This is a genomic window from Spirillospora sp. CA-142024 (genome assembly GCF_050942325.1).
Taxonomy (GTDB): Bacteria; Actinomycetota; Actinomycetes; order Streptosporangiales; family Streptosporangiaceae; genus Spirillospora.
The window spans coordinates 8,703,584-8,724,699 of record NZ_CP192077.1; the positions used below are offsets into that span (position 1 = coordinate 8,703,584).

At 70.9% G+C, this 21,116-nt stretch carries 20 protein-coding genes; 16 read left to right on the forward strand and 4 right to left on the reverse strand.

Going from position 1 to position 21,116, the window contains the following annotated elements:
* The first annotated feature begins 57 nt into the window (after window positions 1-57).
* The 9 genes from ACQPZP_RS41235 (at window position 58) to ACQPZP_RS41275 (ending at window position 9,050) form a co-directional block, all read left to right on the forward strand.
* Window positions 58-1,533 carry an MFS transporter gene (locus ACQPZP_RS41235; protein ID WP_433475029.1) on the forward strand — a complete coding sequence of 492 codons (1,476 nt, stop codon included), beginning with the start codon at window positions 58-60 and terminating at the stop codon, window positions 1,531-1,533.
* 73 nt (window positions 1,534-1,606) lie between these two features.
* Window positions 1,607-3,031: a cytochrome ubiquinol oxidase subunit I gene (locus ACQPZP_RS41240; RefSeq protein WP_433475030.1), complete on the forward strand. Its 1,425-nt coding sequence runs from the start codon at window positions 1,607-1,609 to the stop codon at window positions 3,029-3,031.
* Window positions 3,028-4,074, forward strand: a complete 1,047-nt coding sequence (locus ACQPZP_RS41245) for a cytochrome d ubiquinol oxidase subunit II (protein WP_433475031.1) — start codon at window positions 3,028-3,030, stop codon at window positions 4,072-4,074. Before ACQPZP_RS41240 ends, ACQPZP_RS41245 begins: the two co-directional genes overlap by 4 nt.
* Window positions 4,071-4,343: a hypothetical protein gene (locus tag ACQPZP_RS41250; RefSeq protein ID WP_433475032.1), complete on the forward strand. Its 273-nt coding sequence runs from the start codon at window positions 4,071-4,073 to the stop codon at window positions 4,341-4,343. Before ACQPZP_RS41245 ends, ACQPZP_RS41250 begins: the two co-directional genes overlap by 4 nt.
* Entirely contained in the window at window positions 4,330-6,042 is a 1,713-nt protein-coding gene (locus tag ACQPZP_RS41255; protein WP_433475033.1) for an ABC transporter ATP-binding protein/permease, read from the forward strand. The genes ACQPZP_RS41250 and ACQPZP_RS41255 overlap by 14 nt, the downstream gene beginning before the upstream one ends.
* Window positions 6,043-6,107: 65 nt before the next feature.
* Window positions 6,108-7,613: an ATP-binding cassette domain-containing protein gene (locus tag ACQPZP_RS41260; protein WP_433475034.1), complete on the forward strand. Its 1,506-nt coding sequence runs from the start codon at window positions 6,108-6,110 to the stop codon at window positions 7,611-7,613.
* A gap of 82 nt (window positions 7,614-7,695) precedes the next feature.
* Window positions 7,696-7,827 carry a hypothetical protein gene (locus ACQPZP_RS41265; protein WP_433475035.1) on the forward strand — a complete coding sequence of 44 codons (132 nt, stop codon included), beginning with the start codon at window positions 7,696-7,698 and terminating at the stop codon, window positions 7,825-7,827.
* Window positions 7,828-7,935: 108 nt separating this feature from the next.
* Window positions 7,936-8,337 carry an ArsR/SmtB family transcription factor gene (locus ACQPZP_RS41270; protein ID WP_433475036.1) on the forward strand — a complete coding sequence of 134 codons (402 nt, stop codon included), beginning with the start codon at window positions 7,936-7,938 and terminating at the stop codon, window positions 8,335-8,337.
* Window positions 8,334-9,050: a cation transporter gene (locus tag ACQPZP_RS41275; RefSeq protein WP_433475037.1), complete on the forward strand. Its 717-nt coding sequence runs from the start codon at window positions 8,334-8,336 to the stop codon at window positions 9,048-9,050. The genes ACQPZP_RS41270 and ACQPZP_RS41275 overlap by 4 nt, the downstream gene beginning before the upstream one ends.
* 184 nt (window positions 9,051-9,234) lie before the next feature.
* On the opposite strand, the gene ACQPZP_RS41280 is transcribed toward ACQPZP_RS41275, so the two are convergent.
* Window positions 9,235-9,696 carry a MarR family winged helix-turn-helix transcriptional regulator gene (locus ACQPZP_RS41280; protein WP_433475038.1) on the reverse strand — a complete coding sequence of 154 codons (462 nt, stop codon included), beginning with the start codon at window positions 9,694-9,696 and terminating at the stop codon, window positions 9,235-9,237.
* 61 nt (window positions 9,697-9,757) lie between these two features.
* Here ACQPZP_RS41280 and ACQPZP_RS41285 point away from each other — a divergent pair, with 61 nt between their 5' ends.
* Entirely contained in the window at window positions 9,758-10,516 is a 759-nt protein-coding gene (locus tag ACQPZP_RS41285) for an SDR family NAD(P)-dependent oxidoreductase (RefSeq protein ID WP_433475039.1), read from the forward strand.
* A gap of 1,312 nt (window positions 10,517-11,828) precedes the next feature.
* Here ACQPZP_RS41285 and ACQPZP_RS41290 read toward each other — a convergent pair.
* The gene (locus tag ACQPZP_RS41290) at window positions 11,829-12,041 is read right to left on the reverse strand and encodes an Hsp20 family protein (RefSeq protein ID WP_433475040.1); all 213 of its coding nucleotides are present in this window, start codon (window positions 12,039-12,041) and stop codon (window positions 11,829-11,831) included.
* A 231-nt stretch (window positions 12,042-12,272) separates the two neighbouring features.
* Between ACQPZP_RS41290 and ACQPZP_RS41295 the strand changes: the two genes are divergently transcribed.
* From ACQPZP_RS41295 to ACQPZP_RS41310, 4 genes are all read left to right on the forward strand, one after another.
* Window positions 12,273-13,007: a FadR/GntR family transcriptional regulator gene (locus tag ACQPZP_RS41295; RefSeq protein WP_433475041.1), complete on the forward strand. Its 735-nt coding sequence runs from the start codon at window positions 12,273-12,275 to the stop codon at window positions 13,005-13,007.
* A gap of 169 nt (window positions 13,008-13,176) precedes the next feature.
* On the forward strand, window positions 13,177-14,718 hold the full coding sequence (locus ACQPZP_RS41300; RefSeq protein ID WP_433475042.1) for a four-carbon acid sugar kinase family protein: 1,542 nt from the start codon (window positions 13,177-13,179) through the stop codon (window positions 14,716-14,718).
* The gene (locus ACQPZP_RS41305) at window positions 14,718-15,716 is read left to right on the forward strand and encodes an NAD(P)-dependent oxidoreductase (protein ID WP_433475043.1); all 999 of its coding nucleotides are present in this window, start codon (window positions 14,718-14,720) and stop codon (window positions 15,714-15,716) included. The genes ACQPZP_RS41300 and ACQPZP_RS41305 overlap by 1 nt, the downstream gene beginning before the upstream one ends.
* Window positions 15,713-17,164 (forward strand): SLC13 family permease, encoded by a 1,452-nt coding sequence (locus ACQPZP_RS41310; RefSeq protein WP_433475044.1) that lies wholly within the window; start codon window positions 15,713-15,715, stop codon window positions 17,162-17,164. The genes ACQPZP_RS41305 and ACQPZP_RS41310 overlap by 4 nt, the downstream gene beginning before the upstream one ends.
* A gap of 247 nt (window positions 17,165-17,411) precedes the next feature.
* Here ACQPZP_RS41310 and ACQPZP_RS41315 read toward each other — a convergent pair whose 3' ends face one another.
* On the reverse strand, window positions 17,412-18,587 hold the full coding sequence (locus tag ACQPZP_RS41315) for an acyl-CoA dehydrogenase family protein (RefSeq protein WP_433475045.1): 1,176 nt from the start codon (window positions 18,585-18,587) through the stop codon (window positions 17,412-17,414).
* 73 nt (window positions 18,588-18,660) lie between these two features.
* Between ACQPZP_RS41315 and ACQPZP_RS41320 the strand changes: the two genes are divergently transcribed.
* Complete coding sequence (locus tag ACQPZP_RS41320) at window positions 18,661-19,821, forward strand: CaiB/BaiF CoA transferase family protein (RefSeq protein WP_433475046.1); 1,161 nt, start codon at window positions 18,661-18,663, stop codon at window positions 19,819-19,821.
* Window positions 19,818-20,486, forward strand: a complete 669-nt coding sequence (locus ACQPZP_RS41325; RefSeq protein ID WP_433475047.1) for a GntR family transcriptional regulator — start codon at window positions 19,818-19,820, stop codon at window positions 20,484-20,486. The genes ACQPZP_RS41320 and ACQPZP_RS41325 overlap by 4 nt, the downstream gene beginning before the upstream one ends.
* Before the next feature lie 95 nt (window positions 20,487-20,581).
* On the opposite strand, the gene ACQPZP_RS41330 is transcribed toward ACQPZP_RS41325, so the two are convergent.
* Window positions 20,582-21,112: a cupin domain-containing protein gene (locus ACQPZP_RS41330; RefSeq protein ID WP_433475048.1), complete on the reverse strand. Its 531-nt coding sequence runs from the start codon at window positions 21,110-21,112 to the stop codon at window positions 20,582-20,584.
* Between the last annotated feature and the right edge of the window lie 4 nt (window positions 21,113-21,116).

Consider the following 21,116-nt stretch of genomic DNA (forward strand, 5'->3'; position numbering starts at 1 on the left):
GGTCATAGTAGCAGTGACCATATAGTTATGCATTCATAACTTTCTGGAGGAAGCGTCATGAAGACCTCCCTGTCCACCCGGTCCCCTGATGCCGCGCCGGCGTCCCCGCGCGCCGTGGCGCAGGCAGGCGGGCTGCACCCGTTCGGGGTGTTCATCCTGCTGGCGGGCGCGTTCCTGCCGATCATGGACTTCTTCATCACCAACGTCGCCCTGCCGAGCATCGATGCCTCGCTGCACGCCTCGGCGTCGTCGCTGGAGCTGGTGATCGCCGGGTACGGCGTGGCCTACGCGTCCCTGCTGGTGCTGGGCGGCCGGTTGGGTGACCGCTACGGCAGGCACCGGATCTTCCTCGGCGCGCTGGTGGGCTTCGTCATCGCCTCCCTGGCGTGCGGCATCGCACCCACCGTGGGGGTGCTGATCGGGGCTCGTATCGTGCAGGGCGGCACCGCGGCGCTGCTGATCCCGCAGGTCCTCGCGACGTTCCACCACACTCTGGACGGGGAGCGCAAGGCTCGCGCGGTGGCCCTGTACGGGGCGACCTCCGGCATCGCGGCCGTGGTGGGGCAGCTGGTGGGAGGCCTGCTGGTGTCCGCCGACGTCGCCGACACGTCGTGGCGGCCGATCTTCCTGGTCAACGTGCCGATCGGAGTGGTCGTGCTGCTGGTGGCGGCGCGGATCGTGCCGGCCACCCGCTCACCGCATCCCCTCGGCATCGACCTGCCCGGCACCGTGCTGTTCGCCGCCACCCTCACCACCCTCCTCGTCCCGCTGACCGAGGGGCACTCGCTGGGCTGGCCGTGGTGGACGTGGCTGCTGATCGGCGTCGCCGCCGTCCTCGCCGCCGTCACCTACCGCGTGGAGAAGCGTGCCGAGCGGCGGGGCGAGGTCCCGCTGCTGCCGCCGTCCCTGCTGCGCTTGCCGTCCATGTCCCGCGGCCTGGGGATGGTCCTGGTCTTCAGCATCGGCTTCGGCGCGTTCATGTTCGTCTTCGCCCTCACCGTGCAGAACGGCCTGCACGAGAACGCGCTGCACGGCGGCCTGGCGATCCTGCCGATGGCCCTGCTGTTCCTCGCCGGCTCCCTGTTCGCGCCCCGCCTGATCAGCCGCTTCGGCCGCGCGGCCCTGTCCACCGGCGCCGTGATCCAGCTCGCGGGCCTGGCCACGCTGGTCATGGTCGTCGTAACGAAGTGGCCGCACGTGAGCCTGTGGGCCATGGCCCTGCCGCTCGCCCTGGTCGGCGCAGGGCAGTCGATGCTGTTCACCGGGCTGTTCCGCAGCGTGCTCGCCGACGTTCCCGCCCACCTCGGCGGTGTCGGCAGCGGCGTGCTGATCACCCTGCAGCAGAGCGGCCTCGCCCTCGGTGTCGCCGCCCTGGGCACCCTCTACCTGGCTCTGGAGCCGGGCAGTGCCTCGCACGCCTTCGCCACCGTCGAATACGTACAGATGGGCATCGTCGCCCTCCTCGCGGTCGGCGCCGCGGCCCTGCCCCGCTTCGCTCAGCCCTCCGCCGCCACCCCCGTGATCGATGGCTGATGATCCGGCCCGTCGCAGGGCAGGGCCGGCATCCCCCGCCCTGCGACGGGCCGATGCTCGTGAAGGAGCAGCAATGAGTCTTCTGGACCTGTCCCGGTGGCAGTTCGCCATCACCGTCATGTTCCACATGACCTTCCCAGCGATCACCGTGGGACTCTCGATATTCCTGGCGGTCGTCTACGGCATGCACTGGCGGACGGGGCGGCCGGTCTATCTGCAGATGTTCCGGTTCTGGCGGCGCATCTTCGCCGTGGGCTTCGCGATCGGCGTGGTCGCCGGAGCCGTCATCACCTTCCAGATGGGTCTGAACTGGGGCGTCTACGGCGCGAGGACGGGCGCGGTCATCGGGCCGATCATCGGCATGGAGGTCGTGACCGCCTTCTTCGTCGAGGCCGGGTTCATCGGCGTCCTGCTCTACGGGGACGGCCGCGTCCGCAAGAGCACCATGTTCGCCTCCACCGTCATGGTGGCGCTGGGCACCCTCCTGTCATCCACATGGATCATCGCGGCGAACTCGTGGATGCAGACACCGGCCGGCTTCACCATCGTCGACGGCCGGTTCGAGCCCACGGACTGGACGCGCGTCATCTTCAACCCGTCCTTCATCTGGCGCTGGCCGCACATGGTCGCCGCCGTGCTGATCTCAGCCGCGTTCTTCGTCGCCGGAATCTCGGCCTGGTACCTGGTCAAGGGACGCGCGCAAGCCTTCGCGCGACGGTCGATGTCGATCGCCCTGGGCGTCGCCGCACTGCTGATGCCCGTCCAGCTCTATCTCGGTGACAACGTCGCCGGCCACGAACTGCCCCACCAGGCCTCCAAGTTCGAAGCGATCGAAGGCAACTGGAACAACGGTGACACCGGCTTTGTCCTGTTCGAGATCCCGGACCAGCTGGCCGCGCGCAACATCGCCGAGCTCGACGTCCCGTGCCTCGGTAGTGCCATCGCCAAGGACCTCGGCTGTGCCACGCCCATGCCCGGCCTGAAACTCACACCCGTCGCCGATCGGCCGAACATGGCCGCGACGTTCTGGGGCTTTCGCATCATGTTCCTGGCAGGCGTGCTGATGTTCGGCACAGCCTTCGCCGCCACGATCCTACGCATGCGCAACCGGCTGTGGACCGCGCGACGTTTCCACCAGTTCGTCCTCTGGACGACCCCGTCCGGCATCCTGGCCATCCTCGGCGGCTGGGTCACCGCCGAAGCAGGGCGGCAGCCGTGGATCGTGTTCGGGCGGCTGCGCACCTCCGACGCGGTCTCCAGGCTGGCGCCCGGCGAGGTCCTGTTCTCGGTGATCGGATTCTCGGTGCTCTACCTCATCATGCTCGTCGCCTACATCGCCTACATCGTCCACACGGTGCGCCTCGGACCGGAGCGTGACGATCCTCGACATGAGCCCCGGCCCGGCCCGACGGACACGACCGCGACCTCCCGCCCAGGAGGCCCCTTCCCGGGGCGGCTTCCCGAACGGCCCGGCTCCGCAGAGGCGGTGGCCCCGTGATCACTACCCTGTGGCTCGCTGTCGTGGTGCTGTGCCTGCTGATGTACGTCGTGTTGGACGGCTACGACCTCGGTGTCGGCGTGGCCACCCTTCTGGAACGCGACGCCGCCCACCGGCGGCACTTGCTGGAGTCGGTCGCGGTGGGCTGGGACGGCAACGAGACATGGCTCATCCTGCTCGGCGTGGCCCTGTGGTCGGGGTTCCCGCAGGCATTCGGCACGATCCTCCCGCACGCCTACCTGCCCGTGATCGTCATGCTGTTCGCGCTCATCGTGCGAGGCGTCAGCGTCGAAATGGCGTCCCAGGCGCCGCCCGCACGCCACTGGACCACGGCCTTCGGCGTGGCATCGTTGCTGGCCTCCTTTGCGCAGGGGTTCACACTGGGCACGCTGACCTGCGCCCTGAACCCGCACGACGGCGCTTCCGCCGGCACGGCGTTCGGCGCCTTCAGCTGGTTCTCGGCTCTGACCGGCGTCACCGTCACCGCCGCTTACACCGCACTCGGCTACGCCTACACCAAACAGAAGTCATCGGGGCGCCTGCGCGCGTCAGCGGCCCACAACGGCCTGATCGCCACGGCGGTGACCATCGGGTTGTCGACAGCGGCGCTGTTCGCCATCGAAACCACCTCGACGCCGCTGAACCTGACCAGCCCGGGACGCGCGTTCGCCTTCGGCGGCCTCCTGCTGTTCGCCGCCGCGGGAGCGGCCACCTCGCTGACCACGTTCCCGTGGAGGCAACAGACCGATGCGGCGGACACCATGCCCATCAGCGGGCTCATCGCCACGGTCGTCGCACTGTTCCTCGCCATCGGCGTGGCGCGCTATCCGGTCCTCATGCCACCGGACCTCACCGTCGACGGCGCCGCCGCCCCCCACAACACCATGGTCTTCATCCTCGTCGGCATCGGACTGAACATGCCGCTGGTGCTGGCCTACAACGTGTTCGCCCACCGGGCGTTCGCGGGCAAGCTCGACACCGGACCGCCTCCCGGCGAGCCCTCCACCGCCGACCGTCCCGGCATCACAGGAGCACACAAATGACAGCCCGCCGTACCGACCACCTCACCGGCAACGAAGCCGCCGAGTGCCCGACCGCCCGGCCGGCGCCAGTGCGCCTCGCTCGGCGCCTGTCCACCACCACGGCCTGGACCGCCCTCGGAACGGTCGCCTACCTCGTGTGCCAGGGCATGTTCGGCGGCTACCCGCAGGTCCACTCGGCGCTGCTGACCACGCTCGGCATGGTCGCCATCGCACTGACCGGAGGCATCACCTGGATCGTTGACGAGCGGCGTCCTCATGACGACGAATGAGTGCATCGCCCCTGCCCAGCGACGGACGGCCGATGCATGGCTCGCCGTGTTCGCCGCTCCCGCGCGGCGCTGGTTCGGCTTGTCCGGCGCTCTCCTGACACTCGAGACGGTGTTCACCATCGCCCGCTGGGGTGGCCTGGCGTGGACCGCTCAGGGCGTGCTCCACCACAGCGCACCACAGGACGCACAAGGCGTGTTGCTCTTCGCCTCGGCGGGCGCGGCCGCGCCGACGGCCGGGTGGGCTTCGGGAAGGTTCCGCCGGCGCGGCGCCCGAGAGGTGGCGGGCAATATACGGCAACGGCTCGCCGCGGCACTGCTGCCAGCCACCCGGCGCGGCCACGACATCGGTCCCGCCGAGGCCGGGCTGGCGATGGTCGACCTCGCGGACGACCTCGCCGGCTATCACGCCGAGATCGCGCCGCTGCGCCGGTCCGCCCCGCTGTCCATGCTCGCCGTTCTGGCGATCGTCACCGTGCTGCACTGGCCCGCGGCGATCATCCTCATCCTGACCAGCGCCCTCATCCCCATCAACATGCGGTTGGCGGGCCTGTTCGCCCGGCACGGCGCGGACCGCCAGTGGGCCGCGACCCGACGGCTCAACGCCGTCGTGCTCGACAGCTTCCGCGGCCTGCCGACCCTGCGGGAACTCGGCGCCGCCGGCCGGCGCGGCCGGACCCTGACCGAAGCCGCCGAGGAACTGAACGCGGCCACCATGAGCGTGCTGCGCCGCGCGTTCATCTCCGGAATGATCATGGATGTCGTCATCACGTTCTCCATCGCGGTGAACGCGACCTACATCGGCTTGTCGCTGCTCGGCTACGTCCGCCTGCCGCACGCCCCCGGACTCAGCCTGTTCAGCGGCCTTTTGATCCTGCTGGTGTGCCCGCTGTACTTCGCCCCGATACGCGCGCTGGCCGCCGCGTTCCACCAGCGGGAACGCGCCGCTGCCGCGGCGGAAGCCGTCGGCGACCTCGTCGAGGACACGCCCTCCGGAGAAGCGACCCGGGCGGCGCGTCCACGGCTCGGCGGACCACCCGGGGTGTCCCTCAGCGCCGTCCGGTTCCGTTACGCGGGCACCGACCACGACACCATCGAGGCCGACCTGACCATCGCGCCCGGGAGCCGGACCGCGATCACCGGGCCCTCCGGAGCGGGCAAGAGCACTCTGCTGTCACTGATCGCCGGCATGCGGCCTCCGTCGGCCGGGGAGATCCGGTGGCAGACCGCCTCAGGACGGCAGGCGCCGGTACTGGGCGAAGCCGCGTGGATCGGGCAGCGGACCGTGCTGCTCGACGCGACGGTCCGCGACAACATCCGCCTCGGCCGGCCGGACGCCACCGAACGACAGATCCAGCAGGCTGCCGATGCCGCCGGTCTGCGCTCCGTGATCGACCGCCTGCCCGACGGGCTCGGCACCAGGCTCGGCGAAGGCGGCCGGGGCGTGTCGACCGGCGAGGCCCGCCGGATCGCGATCGCCCGCGCCCTCCTGCGCGGAGCCCGGCTCTGGCTGCTGGACGAGCCGACGGCCCACCTCGATACCGACAGTGAACACGACGTCATCGAAGCCTTGCTGCGAGCCGCCCACGGGTGCACGGTCGTCTTCGCCACCCACTCCTTCGCCCTGGCCGCCGCGGCCGACACCGTCCTGGTCATCGACGACTGCCGTGTTCATCACGCGACCCCCGTGGGCGCACGATGAGGACGGATCGCCTCCTTCCCCGCAGCCCTCACCGACGAGCCCGTGCGCTGTCTGGCATCGGACTCGTGCTCGCCGTCCTCGCCGAACTGTCCTCCACAGGCCTGCTCGGCCTGTCCGGCTGGTTCATCAGCGCGTGCGCCGTCGCCGGCGCGGCCACCTTCAGCTCGTTCTCCTACATCGCCCCCAGCGGCGGTGTGCGGGCCTTCGCCCTGGCCCGCATCACCGGCAACTACAGCAGGCGCCTGGTGCTGCACGCCGCCGCCCTCCACCGCGTCGCCGCCGACCGGGCCGACCTCTTCCGCAGGGCCGCGGCCGCCGACCGGGGTGAACTGGACCGGCTGTGGTCCGGTGACCTGCTCGACCGCGCCATGGCCGACGCCGACACCTCCGGAATGGCACTGATCCAGTGCACCGCGCCCGCCGTGGTGGCCGCCGCGACGACGGCCACCGGCGTCCTCACCATCGCGCTGGCCGCGTCCGCCGCGCCGGCGGCAGCGCTCGCCGCCGGCGTCGCACTCACCGCACTGGCGGCGCACCGCCCGTCGACCAGCGTGCACACCGCCGAGCAGAACACCCGCAAGGCCCTGCGCGCGGAGTCGGTCACGGCCGCCGAAGCATGGGCGGAGATGGCGTCGCTCGGCGCCGCCGAGCAGCTGGCGACACGTACGACGGCGAAGTTCTCCGAACTCGGCGCCGCACGTGACGCGGTCGATCGCCACCGGCTCCGCACCGACCTGATCAGCGGGCTGGCGGGCGCCGCCACCGTGACGGCGACGATCGTCTGCGCGATCGGCACCGGCACCGCCACGTTCGTGTTCGTCGCGCTGATGGCAGTCGGCGTGGTGGCACAGACCGAACAGCTGGCGGCCACCGCCGAAGCGCGAGTTGCCGCCCTGGGAGCACGCCACCGCCTCACGGCGGTCGCGGACTCGCGCGCTCCGGACGACGGGCCCGTTCCGGCGATGCGGTCGTGGGTGACCGAGCACGGCATCGGCTTCGGTGAGTACGTTCTTCCTCCGACCGCCCTGCGGCTTGGGCGCGTCATCGGCGCACACGCCGAACGCAACGGAGTCCTCGTCATCACCGGGCGCTCTGGCAGCGGCAAGAGCACCCTGCTGCGCGCCCTCGCCTCCTCACTACGACGATCGCTCGCCGTCCCCGGCGACCGACCCGCCGTCACCGCGGTCGCCGCCGACGACCACCTCTTCACCGGAACACTCGGGTCGAACTGGCGGCTCGCCGATCCGGCGCTGACCGACACCGACATCAACACGCGCCTCGCCGATCTATGGCTAGATCGCAGCGGCCTCACCCCCGGGACATGCGTCGGCCCCGGCGGCAGAGACCTCTCGGGCGGTGAACTCCGCCGGCTCTACCTCGGCCGGGCCCTGGCCACCCGGCCTCACGTGCTGATCGTCGACGAACCGACGACCGGGCTGGACGACCAGACCGCCCAGCACATACTCGGCCTCCTGGCGGACCTGCCGGACACCACCGTCGTCATCGCGACGCACGAACTCCCAGCGGCCCTCCGGTCTCTCCACCACATCACGACACTGCCGCTCGACTAGATCGTGCCTCGAAGTGGCGTGATTGCGTATCCTGCACCGAAAGCAGTGCGGTCCTCCAGTATCTGGAGCGACCGGCACGCTGATGACGGATGAAGATGAAGAGGACACCGCCGAACAGGTCGGCGCCGCCCCGGCCTTCAGCCGATCTGTCCAGCGGCCGGATCAGCGCCGCTCCGCCGCGGGCATCACCGGACCGGGCACCGACCAGCTTTAGGAAAGTACCTCGCCAGCCGACCAGGCGGCTGAAGGAGGCACGGCCGACGGGCGGAACGGATGCAGCGGACGTTGTTGACTGTTCACAGATCCCTCATATCATCACGATATGGCGATTGATTCTGATTTTGGAATGATTTCGCGGGACGGGCTGGCGCCGGCCGCGGCGCTGTTCCATTCGCTGGCCGACCCGGTGCGGTTGTCGATCGCGCAGCGGCTGGCGCGAGGCGAGGCGCGGGTGGTGGATATGACCCGGGAACTGGGGATGGCGCAGTCGACGGTGTCCAAGCACCTGGGCTGCCTGCGCGGGTGCAAGCTGGTGGACTACCGCGCCGAGGGCCGCCAATCGTTCTACTTCATCGCCGTCCCGGAATTGCTGGACCTGCTGCGTTCGGCGGAGCTCTTGCTGGCCGCCACCGACCGCGCCGTGGTGCTCTGCCCCACTTACGGCGTCGATACGGAGGGCGAGCAGGTGGGGGCATGCAGACCTGATGAGCAGGCGCCGGCGTGACGGCGTTGCCCTTGAGCCCGTCCCCGCGGCGCCGCGCGGTGCTCGCTCGGCGGGTGCGGCTGCTGGTGGCCGCCACCATCACCTACAACGTGATCGAGGCGGTTGTCGCGGTCACCGCTGGAAGCCTGGCGTCGTCCGGAGCCCTGGTGGCATTCGGACTAGACTCGGTGATCGAGGTCTCCTCCGCTGCGGCGATCGCCTGGCAGTTCTCCGCCCGCACGCCCGAGGCCATCGAACGCCGGGAGCGGCGCGCACTGCGGATCATTGCGCTCTCGTTCTTCATACTGGCCGCCTATGTGGCCGCCGACTCAGTCCACGCGCTGATGGGCGGCGGCGGCACGGCCGAACACTCCACCGCCGGTCTGGTGCTGGCGGCGCTGTCGCTGGCGATCATGCCGTTCCTGTCGTACGCCCAGCGGCGCACCGGCCGCGAACTCGGCTCCGCGAGCACGGTGGCCGACTCCAAGCAGACGCTGCTGTGCACCTACCTTTCGGGCGTGCTGCTGGCCGGGCTGGCGGTCAACAGCCTGTTCGGCTGGGCCTGGGCCGACCCGATCGCCGCACTGGTCATCGCGGCCGTGGCGGCCAAGGAAGGCCGCGAGGCCTGGCACGGCGACACCTGCTGCACCCTTCCCACCCATGCCGACCCCGCCGGGGCGAAGAACGGTGACACTTGCCAGGCGTGCGGCTCCGCCTGCGTCTGCATGTCCTGAACACCCCGATCCGCCCTCCGAGCCGAGGAGGACCTCGCGGTGATCACCGCGCATCGCCAAATACGTGGCCTCCGAAGAGCTACTCCGGGAGATCCACGAAGGCCCGCAGGTGGTGGAGAACAACCTCTACGGGACCATCGAGATCGGCATAGACCACCACCTCGACCTCGGTCTCGCCGCCTGATCATTCCTCTGCGAGGACGCCTTCTCCAACGAGACCCTGTAGTCGGTCGTTGGCGCCCTCAAGGGCGGTGAGCGCGATTTCACGCTGTTCCATGCTCGCCTCTCCCATAGCTTGTTCGGCGAGCTCTGCCCATGCACGTTCGATGCCGGGCACGAGCTTGTGTCCTGCGTCTGTGACCACGATGCGGACCTGGCGGCGATCGGTGGGGACCGTCTCGCGCCGGAACCATCCGCCACCCTCCAGCCGGGCCAGGCTGCGGGTCGCGGTCGGTGGCTCGATGCCGAGCCGTGCCGCCAGTTCCGAGACCGTCATCCCTTCGGGTTCCTGCGCCAGGACCCACAGCAGCACATCCTGCCCGGGGTGCAGCCCGAGTGCGGCGAGCTTGCGCGCCTTCACGGCGCGGTAGAGCTTGCTCATCTTGTTCAGCGTCCGGTTGACGCGCATCGCCTCGCTTGCATCCACGCACTGATCATACTATGTATATAGTCGGCTAATAGGTAGTCGGCTAAATACTGGAGGGGCAATGGATCTCGGACTCAACGGTCGAGTCGTCCTGGTCACGGGGGCATCCGGTGAAATCGGCGGCGCGGTCGCCAGGGCGTTCGCACAGGAAGGCGCCCTGGTAGCCGCAGGCTGGCACCGCAGCGAGGACAAGGCTCGCACCCTCATCGACTCGATCATCCAGGCGGGCGGGAAGGGGGCGACGATCCGAATCGACCAGCGCGAACAGGGGTCGATCCAGGCGGCGGTGCACCAGGTCGAGCGCGAGCTCGGTGACATCGCGGTCCTGGTCGCCAACGCCGTCTCCTGGCCGGCGAGGGGTCCAGAGACGTGGGACACCCTGACCGACGGCTTCACCGCGAACGCGATCGGGACGCTGGCGGTGATCGACGCCGTCCTTGCCGGGATGAGGAGTACGGGATGGGGGCGGCTGGTGCTGATCTCCTCCGACGTGGTCGACCAGCCGATGCCCGCCGCCGTCGCCTACCCCGCAGCCAAGGGCGCGCTGGAGACGGCCGCGAAGGTACTCGCCGCCCGAGAGGCTGAGCACGGCATCCTCACCAACGTCGTCCGCCCCGGCTTCACCCTGACCGAGCGGGCATTGACCACACCCGGGCTCGGGCAGGGAGTCGTCGACGCCGAGGCCGCCAAGACACCGACCCGCCGCATCTGCACTCCCGAGGACGTCGCATCCGCGGTCGCCTATCTCGGCTCGGCCGCGAACGGGCACGTCAACGGTGAAGTTCTTTCCGTGGCGGGCGGCCGGCACCTGACCCGCTAACACCTTGAGCGCCCGGCAATCGTTAGTGAGCGCCGAAGTCTGACAGCAGACAAAGGCCGATGGGTACGTCGAGTGTCGCGGGGCGCCTTAGCGCGGGTCGGCGAGAGCGGCGTAGGCGGTGGATCGTCCGATCTCGAGGGTGCGGGCGGTGGACGGCGCGTCGCAAGGTCGCGAGCTCGGCCGGGCCGAGCATCCGCACCAGCTTGCGGAACCGGCGCACCGACAAGCCGGTGAACACCGGCACCCACTCGACCCGGTCCGCACTGATCACCTGCTCCACAGCAAGATCATCGGGTCAGCGGCACGCGGGCCGAAAGCGCAACGGTTCGCTGCAGCAGATCGGGCACCAGACAAGACGAAGTGCCATCGACTACAGCAAAAAGTGCCCCACACCCAGGCAAAGGTGGGCCGTCACCCTGGTGCTGTGGCAGCCGCCGCGGGAAACTGAATATGGGCCTGTGGGACGAGCGAGGGAGCCCGGCCAGAGAACCTCTGAAGGAGCAATCCAGCAGGGGAACGACGGAAGGGCTGAGAGGCCGGAACGCCGTGTAGGCGGTACGGCGACCCCTAGCCACCTGATCCGGACAATGCCGGCGAAGGGAGAACGCCTCACAGGTCTTACTCATGCCCGCTAGGCACCCTGATACCTCAACCCGCTGCAGCCTCGTGGACGACCTGCTGGCGTGATCGTTTTCTTGCCCCGGCGGGGGTGGGTCAACCTCCCCGGCCGGTAGCGCTTATCAGGCTCGCCACCCGCACCTGTCGCCCCATCGCGGGCCGAAGAGACCGGTCAGGCGAATGTGAAGGGGACGCCGTGGGTGTGATGGACCAGGTACTGCAACTGTTCGGCTGGGCCGACGCTCCTCGGCCTTGCGTTGCGCCGTCCACCGCCCTGGAGCGTCGAGAGCTTGCCCAGTTCCTGCGGTGCTTGCCCGGCCGCTACAACGACCGGCTGCCTCGCAAGGTGCTGCAGCGCGTCACCGGCTCGGCGGCCAGCGGCAGATGGGAGACGGCGATCGATCAATTGGTGATGGCCCTGTACATCCGCGACGCGCCGGTCACACCCGCCGAACGCGACGAGCTGCGTACCGTCCTGCAAGCGCTGGATATGCCGACCCGCCGCATCGACACATTGCCCTCACGGCGACCCCACCGACCCCACCAAATTCAAGCCCACCGCAGCCGAGACCACGTCCGGCTCATCCCAGGCCCAGAGGCGCGTCAGGGCTCGTTCACCCGTCCCGGCACAGCTGGTGAACAAGCCCTGAGCACAGACTCCACTCGCACGGAACGTCAGAGAGAGGCGCCCTCGTCAGGTCTTGACCTCGATCCGCCGGGACCGGGCCCTTTCGGACTTGGGAACCCGTACGGTCAATACGCCCTCGGCCAGTTCAGCGTCGACGGCGCCGGCTGTGGCGTCGGCGTCCCCGGGCAAACCGGTCTGTAGACGAACTTGCCGACACGACGGCGCAGGCCTTGCCGTTTTCCTCCTGGTCGATCTCGCCGACGATTCACAGCTGGTCACCGCTGAGTTTCACCTGGATGTCATCGCGGTTTGGGCGGACGAGGCCGTCTGGGAGGGCGACCTCGACCTCGGTTTCGCGATCGCCCGGTCCCCGCGCTCTGGGGCCTGCGGCCGCGCTTGCTGGATACCGGGCCTCACCTGGGGCGGAGTCTTGACGTGCCCTCGCCCGGCATCTACCTTTTTGACATCAGACGTCTGATGTCATGGTTGTTACGGCAAGGAGACAGCGCCATGTCCCTTTCGGACGAGATCGCCGAGCGGCTCCTCACCGCGATCATCAACGGCGACTTCCCGGCCGGTTCGATGCTGCCGCCCGAGGGGGAACTGGCCGAGCGGTACGCGGCCAGCAGGCTCACCGTCCGGGAGGCGGTCAAGGTGCTCCGCGCGCAGAACGTGGTCCGCATCCATCGGGGACGCGGCACCTATGTCAATCCACCCGACCGGTGGACGGCGCTGGAGCCGGTGATCCGGGCCGCGGCCGGGGCCTCCCGCTCCGGCGGGGTCGTCTCCGAGCGCCTCATCGAGGCCCGCCGGATGATCGAGATCGGCGCGGTCGAGCTGGCCGCCGTCCGGCGGTCGAAGGAGGACCTGGAGCAGCTCCGGTCCCTTCTCGACGACATGAGGGACGCGGCCGCCGCCCAGGACACCGACCTGTTCGTGTCCGCCGACATCGCCTTTCACGACTGCGTGATGCGGGCCGCCGGGAACGCCTTCATCCCGCTGCTGTTCGAACCCTTCGGGCGGCTCCTTGAGGAGGGCCGCCGGGAGACCTCCGCGGTGCCCGCGATCCGCGAGAACGCCATCGCCCATCACGCGCTGATCCTCGAAGCGCTCATCACCGGCGACGCCCGCCAGGCGCGCCAGGCGATGGACGCCCACATGGCGCAGACGGTCGACGACCTGCGCGTCCACGTCCTTTCCGCCCCGAATGTCGCCGATCCGGAATCCTCGCACGGCTCTGTTTGAGCACATCCATCCTGACGAGGTCGCGCCGTCTGACCTCGTATCACCCCGCAGACACCGCCGCAGATGAACGCCCCGGCGCCGCCATCCAGTAGGCCCGCGCTGGGGTACGAAGCCCGGTCCTGACCCTCCCCTGGGCGCTCACGTCCATCACCTCCGCAGGGAGTACCCCATGCCCGAAATCGCTCACGCTGTGCCTGCGACCCCGCACACTCCGACATCTGCTGCACCGGTCCCGCCCGACCGGGTGCTCGGCGGCCTGCCACCCGTACGGCCGGTCACCGTCGGCGAAGTCGCGGCCCGCATCGCCGACGGCCCGCGGCTCGTCGTCCTCGACGACGACCCGACCGGCACCCAGGCCGTGGCGGGCGTCCCGGTGCTGACCGGCTGGACCGTCGACGACCTGCGCTGGGGCCTGCGCCAGGACGCCGCCGCCCTCTTCGTGCTCACCAACACCCGCAGCCTCGGCCCCGCGGACACCGCCGCGCGCAACCGGGACGTCGTCCGTGCCCTGCACAAGGCCGCCCGCGCCGAAAGAGTCGGCTACGTGGTCGCCAGCCGCGGCGACTCCACCTTGCGCGGGCACTTCCCGCTGGAGACCGACGTGCTCGCGGAGGAACTCGCGGCCGTCGGCACCGGCCCGGTCGACGGCGTCGTCGTCGCGCCCGCGTTCATCGAGGCGGGGCGGCTCACCGTCGACTCGGTGCACTGGCTGCACACGGCCGGCGGCCTCACGCCGGTCGGCCACAGCGAGTTCGCCCGCGACGCGACGTTCGGCTACCGCAGCTCCGACCTGCGCGAATGGGTCGCGGAGAAGACCGGCGGCCGCGTTCCCGCCGACGCCGTCCTGCCCATCACCCTGACCGATCTGCGCGTCGGCGGCCCCCCGCACGTCGCGGCGCTGCTCGGCGGGCTCCGGGACGGCCGTCCAGCGGTCGTCGACGCCGTCTGCGACGACGATCTCCGGGTGCTCGCGCTCGCCCTCGCCGAGGCCCATGAGCGCGGCAAGCGGCTGCTCTACCGGGTGGGCCCGTCGTTCGTCCGGGCCCGGACCGGGCAGACCGCCCGTGCCCCGCTCACCCCGGCCGAGATCCCGCGCTCCCCCGGCGGGACCGCGCCCCACGGCCTGGTGACCGTCGGCTCGCACGTGGGCCTGACCACGCGCCAACTGGCCCGGGTGCGCGCCCGCGGCGGCTCCGGCTTCGCCCCGGCCGAATTCGAGCTGGACGTCCACACCCTCCTGGATCCCCGGCGGCGCGAGCGCCACATCGCCGAGACGGCCGCGGCCTGCGCGGCCGCCCTCGACCGCGCGGACGTCGTCGTCCGCACCTCCCGGACCGTCGTGGCGGGGGACGATGCCGACACCAGCCTGGCCATCGCCCGGCAGGTGTCCGCGGCCCTGGTGCAGACGGTGCGCGCCGTCACCGCCGTGCGCCGCCCCCGCTTCGTCCTGGCCAAGGGCGGCATCACCTCCAGCGACATCGCCACCGGCGCGCTGGACGTCCGCCGCGCGTGGGTCCGCGGCACGCTCCTCCCCGGGATCGTCTCGCTGTGGGACCCGGACTCCGGCCCCTGCATGGGCGTCCCCTACGTCGTCTTCCCCGGGAACGTCGGCGGCGACGAGGCCCTCGCCGACGTCCTCGACCTCCTCCGCGGCTCCGCCCTGTCAGAGCACGCCGTCACCGCCCGTCCCACCACTCCGAAGGAGGCCTGATGGCCGACACCTCAGTCCGTAACGGGGCCCGCCCCCTCGCCCGTCCTGCTTCGGGACGCGCTCCCGATCCGGCCGCCCGCGCCCTCTGTGTCGCCGTGATCGGCCTGGGCGCGATGGGCCTGCCGATGGCCCGTCGCCTCGCCTCGGCCCTGCCCGTGTCCGTGTTCGATGTCGATCGCGCGCGCCGCGCGCTCGCCGCCGGCACCGGCGTCGTCGGCGCAGGGTCGATCACGCCGGCCGAGACCCCGGCCGACGCGGTTCGCACCGCCGACGTCGCCGTGCTCGCCGTCCGCGACCAGACCCAGGCCGACGAGGCGCTGTTCGGCCCGGACGGGGTGACCACGACGATGCGTCCCGGCGCGGTCGTCCTGTTCACCAGCACCGTCGGTCCCGACGTCGTCCGCGCCGCGGCGGCCCGCCTCGCCGAGCACGACCTGCTCATCGTGGACGCGCCGGTCAGCGGCGGCCCGGCCCGGGCCGGCGACGGGGACCTGCTCATCGTGGCGGGCGCCGGGGAGGCCGCCCTCGCCCTGGCACGGCCGGTCCTGGACCTGCTCGCGTCGACCCTGACCGTCGTGGGGCCGAACCCGGGCGACGGGCAGGCGCTCAAGGCGATCAACCAGCTGCTGGCCGGGGTGCACATCGCCGCCGCGGCCGAGGCGGTCGCGCTGGCCCGCGGACTCGGACTCGATCCGCGGACGGTGATCGACAGCCTGAGCCGCGGCGCCGCGGGCTCCTTCATGCTCTCCGACCGCGGCCCCCGGATGGTGCAGGCCTACGAGGAGGAGGGAGCGGAGGTCCGTTCACGTCTGGACATCTTCGTCAAGGACATGGGGATCGTCACCGGCATCGCCGGGGCCGCCCACGTGCCCGTCCCGCTCGCCGCCGCGGCCGAGCAGCTGTACCTGATGGGCGAGCGCGCCGGCCTCGCCGCCCAGGACGATTCCAGCATCGTCACCGTCCTGTCCCCTCTGCAGACCTCCAAGGAGTCGAGATGAGCCACGGCACGCTGCTGCTCATCGCCGCGGCGGGGGTCGCCCTGCTGCTGGTGCTGGTGCTCAAGTTCAAGATCCAGCCGTTCGTCGCCCTGCTCGTTGTGAGCATCGGCGTCGCGCTGGCCGCCGGGGTGCCCGCCGGCGAACTGGTGAAGACGATCGAGGACGGGATGGGCTCCACGCTCGGCCATATCTCCCTCATCATCGCGCTCGGCGCGATGATCGGCCGGATCGTCGAACTGTCCGGCGGCGCCGCCGCCCTCGCCCACTCCCTCATGCGGCGGTTCGGCGAGCGCCGCACCCCGTTGGCGCTCACCGTGGCCGGGTTCCTGCTCGGCATCCCGGTCTTCTTCGAGGTCGGCCTGATCATCCTGATGCCGCTGGCCTACGGGGTGGCGCGCGGATCCCGCCGGCCGCTGCTGGTGTACGCGCTGCCGATGGGGGCGGCGATGCTCGCCGTGCACGCCTTCCTGCCGCCGCACCCCGGACCGGTCGCCGCCGCGCAGCTGCTCGGCGCGAGCCAGGGCGAGGTGCTCCTCTACGGCCTCCCGATCGTCGCGGTCGTGACCTTCGCCGGATACCTGATCGCCGCGCGGATGACCCGGCACAGCTACCCGATGGCCCCCGAGATCGAGGCCGAGGTGTTCGGCAATGCCGGACCGGAGGGCCCGGACGGCAGTGCCCCGGTGGCTCCCGCCACGGGCACGTCCGGCGGGAGCCTCACGGCCGTCCGCACCAAGCCGGAAACGCCGCCCGTCACCGCCGCCCCCGCCGAGGCGCCGCCGTCCTTCGGGCTGGTGCTCGCCATGATCGTGACCCCGATCGCGCTGATCCTGCTCGGGGCGGTGGGCGAGAACACCCTGGAGGACGGCTCCTTGCTCCGCGCCGTCCTCGACGTCGTGGGCGCGCCGCTGGTGGCCCTGATCATCGCGCTGGGGCTGTGCGCCTACCTGCTCGGGGTGCGCCGGGGCTGGTCGAGCCGTCACATCTCCGAAGTGATGACCTCGGCAATGCCGCCGGTGGCCGCGGTCATCCTCGTCGCCGGCGCGGGCGGCGTGTTCGGCAAGGTCCTGGTCGCCAGCGGCATCGGCGGCGCCGTCGCCGACCTGTTGCGCTCCACCGGCCTACCGGTCCTGGTGCTCGCCTTCCTGATGACCCTGCTGATGCGCGCGGTCCAGGGTTCGGCGACGGTGGCCCTGGTCACCGTGGCGGGCCTGATCGCCCCCCTGGTCAAGACGGCCGCCCTCTCGCCCGCCCAGACCGCGCTCATCGCCGTCGCCATGGGCGCGGGGGCGCTCGCCCTCTCGCACATCAACGACGCCGGCTACTGGATGTTCTCCCGCCTGGTCGGCCTGGACGTCGGCGCGGCCCTGCGCACCTGGACCGTGCTCACCACCGTCATGGGCCTGATCGGCTTCGTCCTCACCGGGCTGGTCTGGCCGCTGACCTGACCACCCGTTCCCCGGCCTTCGTCCCGCCTGCGCATCCCGAGGCGGGACGAAGCGCTCGGCCGACGCCCGCGAGGCCCGGCCCAGTGAACGAGTTGAGCCGACGACTCGCCGCATGGCGCCGCCGACGCCGGGCCCTGCACGGACGCCGAATGTCCACAGACCCACAGCCTGCGGGCACCGCCGTTCAACCGGTCGTGGCGGGCCCTGCCAGATCTCCGTCTTCTCCCTGGCAGGGCCGCCGGGCGGATCAGGCGAAGGCGCTGTGGCCGGAGAGGGCGCGGCCGATCACCAGGGTGTGGATCTCGGACGTGCCCTCGTAGGTCAGCACCGACTCCAGGTTGGCCGCATGTCTGATCATCGGATACTCCAGGGTGACGCCGCTCGCGCCCAGGATGGTGCGGCAGGTGCGGGCTATGTCCAGGGCCTCCCGCACGTTGTTGAGCTTGCCCACGCTGACCTGTTCGGACGTCAGGGTGCCCGCCTCCTTGAGGCGTCCCAGGTGGATCGCCAGCAGTAGGCCCTTGCCGAGCTCCAGCGTCATGTCCGCCAGTTTCTGCTGCGTGAGCTGGAAGGACGCCAGCGGCCGGGCGAACACCTCACGTTCGGCCGCGTACGCGATCGTGGTCTCCAGGCAGTCCAGTGCGGCGCCCATCACTCCGAAGACGATGCCGAAGCGGGCCTCGTTCAGGCACCCCAGCGGACCGGACAGGCCGCGTGCGCCGGGTAGCAGGGCGCTGCCTGGCAGCCGTACGCCGTCCAGTACGAGCTCGCTGGTCACGCTCGCGCGCAGCGACAGCTTGCGCTTGATGTCGTGCGCGGTGAACCCGGGCGTCCCGGCCGGGACGACGAAGCCCCGGATGCCCTCGTCGGTCTGCGCCCACACCACGGCGACGTCGGCCACCGACCCGTTGGTGATCCACATCTTTGTACCGTCGAGTACCCAGTCATCGCCGTCGCGGCGGGCGCGGGTGCGCATCCGGGCCGGGTCGGAGCCGAAGTCGGGCTCGGTCAGGCCGAAGCAGCCGATGCGTTCACCCGTCGCCATCGCGGGCAGCCACTCCTGCTTCTGCTCTTCGCTCCCGTATTTCCAGATCGCGTACATGGCGAGGGAGCCCTGCACGGAGACCAGGCTCCGCAACCCGGAGTCGGCGGCCTCCAGCTCCAGGCAGGCCACGCCGTAGGCGACGGCGCCCAGCCCGGCGCAGCCGTAGCCCCGCAGGTGCATGCCGAGCACACCCAGGGATCCGAACTGCCGGGCCAGGTCGCGGGCGGGGATGCGGCCCTCCTCGAACCACTCGGCCAGATGCGGGCTGAGCTCGCGGTCGCGCAGTCGCCGCACGGCCGTCCTGATCTCACGTTCCTCGTCGGTCAGCAGCCCGTCCACGGCGAACAGCGCGGCCGGGTGGGTGGGGGACTTCGTCACGGGCCCATCCTCCTCAGATCGGATTTTGGATCCAGTATTGATTATCCAGAGCCCTTTGGCTAGCGTCCTGAGGGTGGACATCCCGAATCCGGCCGACGGCCTCCTGCGCACCCGCGTGGACGGCGCCCTGTCCGGTCTGCTGGTCGCCGACTTCAGCCGGGTGCTGGCCGGGCCTTACGCGACGATGCTGCTGGCCGACCTCGGCGCCACCGTGGTCAAGGTGGAACGTCCCGGGGACGGCGACGACACCCGCTCGTGGGGTCCCCCGCACGCCGACGGCGAGGCCACCTACTTCCTGGCCGTCAACCGCAACAAGCGGTCGATCGCGCTCGACCTCCGCGATCCGGACGATCTCGACCTCGCCCGGGGGCTGGCCGCCCGCGCCGACGTGCTCGTGGAGAACTTCCGTCCCGGCACCATGGACCGCCTCGGCCTCGGCCACAAGCAGGCGAGGGAGCTCAACCCGGGGCTGGTGTACTGCTCCATCACCGGCTTCGGCGCGGGCAAGGGCGCCGGCCTTCCCGGGTACGACCTCATCGCACAGGCGATGGGCGGCCTGATGAGCGTCACGGGCGACGGGTCCACCAAGGCCGGGGTCGCCCTCGTCGACGTGGTCACCGGGCTGCACGCGGCGCTGGGCGTGCTGGCCGCGCTGCGGCACCGCGACCGCACCGGCGAGGGGCAGCTGGTCGAGGTGTCGCTGCTGGGCTCACTGCTGTCGGCGCTGACCAACCAGGCGTCGGCGTACGTGGCAGCGGGAGTCGTGCCGCGGGCCATGGGCAACCGGCATCCCAGCATCGTGCCGTACGAGGTGTTCGGCACCGCCGACCGCCCGATGGTGATCGCAGCCGGGAACGACCGGCAGTTCCGCATCCTGTGCGCCGTCCTGGAGCGCCCCGACCTGGCGGACGACGCCCGGTTCGCCGCCAACGCCGGGCGGGTCGCCGGCCGCGAGGCCCTGGTCACCGAGCTGTCGAAGGCGCTGGCCCGCCGGACCGCTGACGAGTGGTTCGCTTTGCTCACCGAGGCGGGCGTGCCCTGCGGCCCGATCAACGATCTCGCCGCCGCCTTCGAGCTCTCCGCCGACCTGGGGCTTTCCCCGGCCGTCGAGGTGGACGGCGTGGGCCAGGTCGCCAACCCCATCCGGCTCGGCGTGACTCCGCCGAGCTATCGGCTGCCGCCTCCGCAGCTCGGCGGGGACGACGCATGGGTCCGTGAGATATTGGGGCGATGAGTTCGCTTGAGGGACGCGGTCGGCCGCCGACGGCCCAGCAGTTCGTCCTCGGGGAACTCCGCCGCGCCATCACCACCGGCCGCCTGCGCCCGGGTGCGCCGATCCGGCAGGACGCGCTCGCCGAGGAGCTGGGCGTCAGCCGTGTCCCGCTCCGCGAGGCGCTGAAGACCCTGCAGGGCGAAGGGCTGGTCGGCTACCGGGCTCATCGCGGCTACCTCGTCGAGGAACTGTCGCTGGACGATCTGCGCGAGGTGTACCGCATCCGGAAGATCCTCGAGGCCGAGGCGGTGCACCAAGCCGTCTCGCAGCTGACCGACGAGGACCTGACGGCGCTGGAGAAGGCGCAGCAGGACGTCGAACGCGCCGGCGCCGCCGGTGACGTGCTGGACATGGCCGCGGCCAACCGCACCTTCCATATGGCTCTGTACGAGTGCGCGCGCATGCCTCGCCTGAACCGCCTGATCGGCTCGCTCTGGGACGCCACCGACGCGTATCGCTCCATCTACTACGGGCACGGCGTCAACCGGGAACGCGTCATCGGCGAGCACCGGGCCGTGCTGGAAGCACTGCACGCCCGCGACGCCGACCGGGCGGTGCGCATTCTCGACGAGCACCGCGCCCACGCCGTCACCGCCCTGGAAGAACTCACGTATCCCGAGACCTGACGGGCGGGCCATCGGTGCGCGGGTTCGCCGGCGGAGGTCGTATCGCGGCGGGCCCTGCGCCGGGGAAGCGATGGCGCCGAGCCCGCCGTCGCCGGTCAGGCGCCGGTCTCGGCTCCGATCAACACGAAGGCCATGGTGGCCGGACGGTCACCGCGGTTGCTCCAGCCGTGCCGGGTGCCGTTCTGGATCACGATGTCGCCCGCCGAGAGCGGGACCGAACGTCCGTCGTCGAGTTCGAGGACGATCTCGCCCTGCAGCACGATTCCGTAGTCGACGGTCGGCGTGGTGTGCCTGCCGTCCACCTCCATCAACTCGGCGAGGCCCGGCGAGTCGGCCCGCTGTTCCCGGGCGAAGGCGATGGGGTCGAACGCCGGGTCGGCCATCGCGGTGTCCGGTGGGAAGATCAGGACGATGAAGCGGGTGCCGCCAGGCGCCGGGAGCAGGCTGGAGACCTTCGGCGTGGGGTCCTCCCCGGTCCGGCTGATCGGCTCGTCCGGCTCGGTCGCCCAAGGCAGGGCCGACACCCAGCCCGGCAGGCTGGCAAACTCGCGGGCGCGGGGAATCGGGCCGTCGCTGACGACGACCGATCTTCCGTTCTCGTCATGGCCGGTGACGACTCTGCGCATCGTG

Excerpts from the sequence above, each read along its gene's own strand:
- ACQPZP_RS41270 (WP_433475036.1), top strand. The coding sequence starts at position 7,936 with ATGGCGATTGATTCTGATTTTGGAATGATTTCGCGGGACGGGCTGGCG.
- ACQPZP_RS41325 (WP_433475047.1), top strand. The coding sequence starts at position 19,818 with ATGAGTTCGCTTGAGGGACGCGGTCGGCCGCCGACGGCCCAGCAGTTC.
- ACQPZP_RS41305 (WP_433475043.1), top strand. The coding sequence starts at position 14,718 with ATGGCCGACACCTCAGTCCGTAACGGGGCCCGCCCCCTCGCCCGTCCT.
- ACQPZP_RS41285 (WP_433475039.1), top strand. The coding sequence starts at position 9,758 with ATGGATCTCGGACTCAACGGTCGAGTCGTCCTGGTCACGGGGGCATCC.
- ACQPZP_RS41295 (WP_433475041.1), top strand. The coding sequence starts at position 12,273 with ATGTCCCTTTCGGACGAGATCGCCGAGCGGCTCCTCACCGCGATCATC.
- ACQPZP_RS41330 (WP_433475048.1), bottom strand. The coding sequence starts at position 21,112 with ATGCGCAGAGTCGTCACCGGCCATGACGAGAACGGAAGATCGGTCGTC.
- ACQPZP_RS41265 (WP_433475035.1), top strand. The coding sequence starts at position 7,696 with ATGACGGATGAAGATGAAGAGGACACCGCCGAACAGGTCGGCGCCGCC.
- ACQPZP_RS41240 (WP_433475030.1), top strand. The coding sequence starts at position 1,607 with ATGAGTCTTCTGGACCTGTCCCGGTGGCAGTTCGCCATCACCGTCATG.
- ACQPZP_RS41310 (WP_433475044.1), top strand. The coding sequence starts at position 15,713 with ATGAGCCACGGCACGCTGCTGCTCATCGCCGCGGCGGGGGTCGCCCTG.
- ACQPZP_RS41255 (WP_433475033.1), top strand. The coding sequence starts at position 4,330 with ATGACGACGAATGAGTGCATCGCCCCTGCCCAGCGACGGACGGCCGAT.
- ACQPZP_RS41235 (WP_433475029.1), top strand. The coding sequence starts at position 58 with ATGAAGACCTCCCTGTCCACCCGGTCCCCTGATGCCGCGCCGGCGTCC.
- ACQPZP_RS41250 (WP_433475032.1), top strand. The coding sequence starts at position 4,071 with ATGACAGCCCGCCGTACCGACCACCTCACCGGCAACGAAGCCGCCGAG.
- ACQPZP_RS41300 (WP_433475042.1), top strand. The coding sequence starts at position 13,177 with ATGCCCGAAATCGCTCACGCTGTGCCTGCGACCCCGCACACTCCGACA.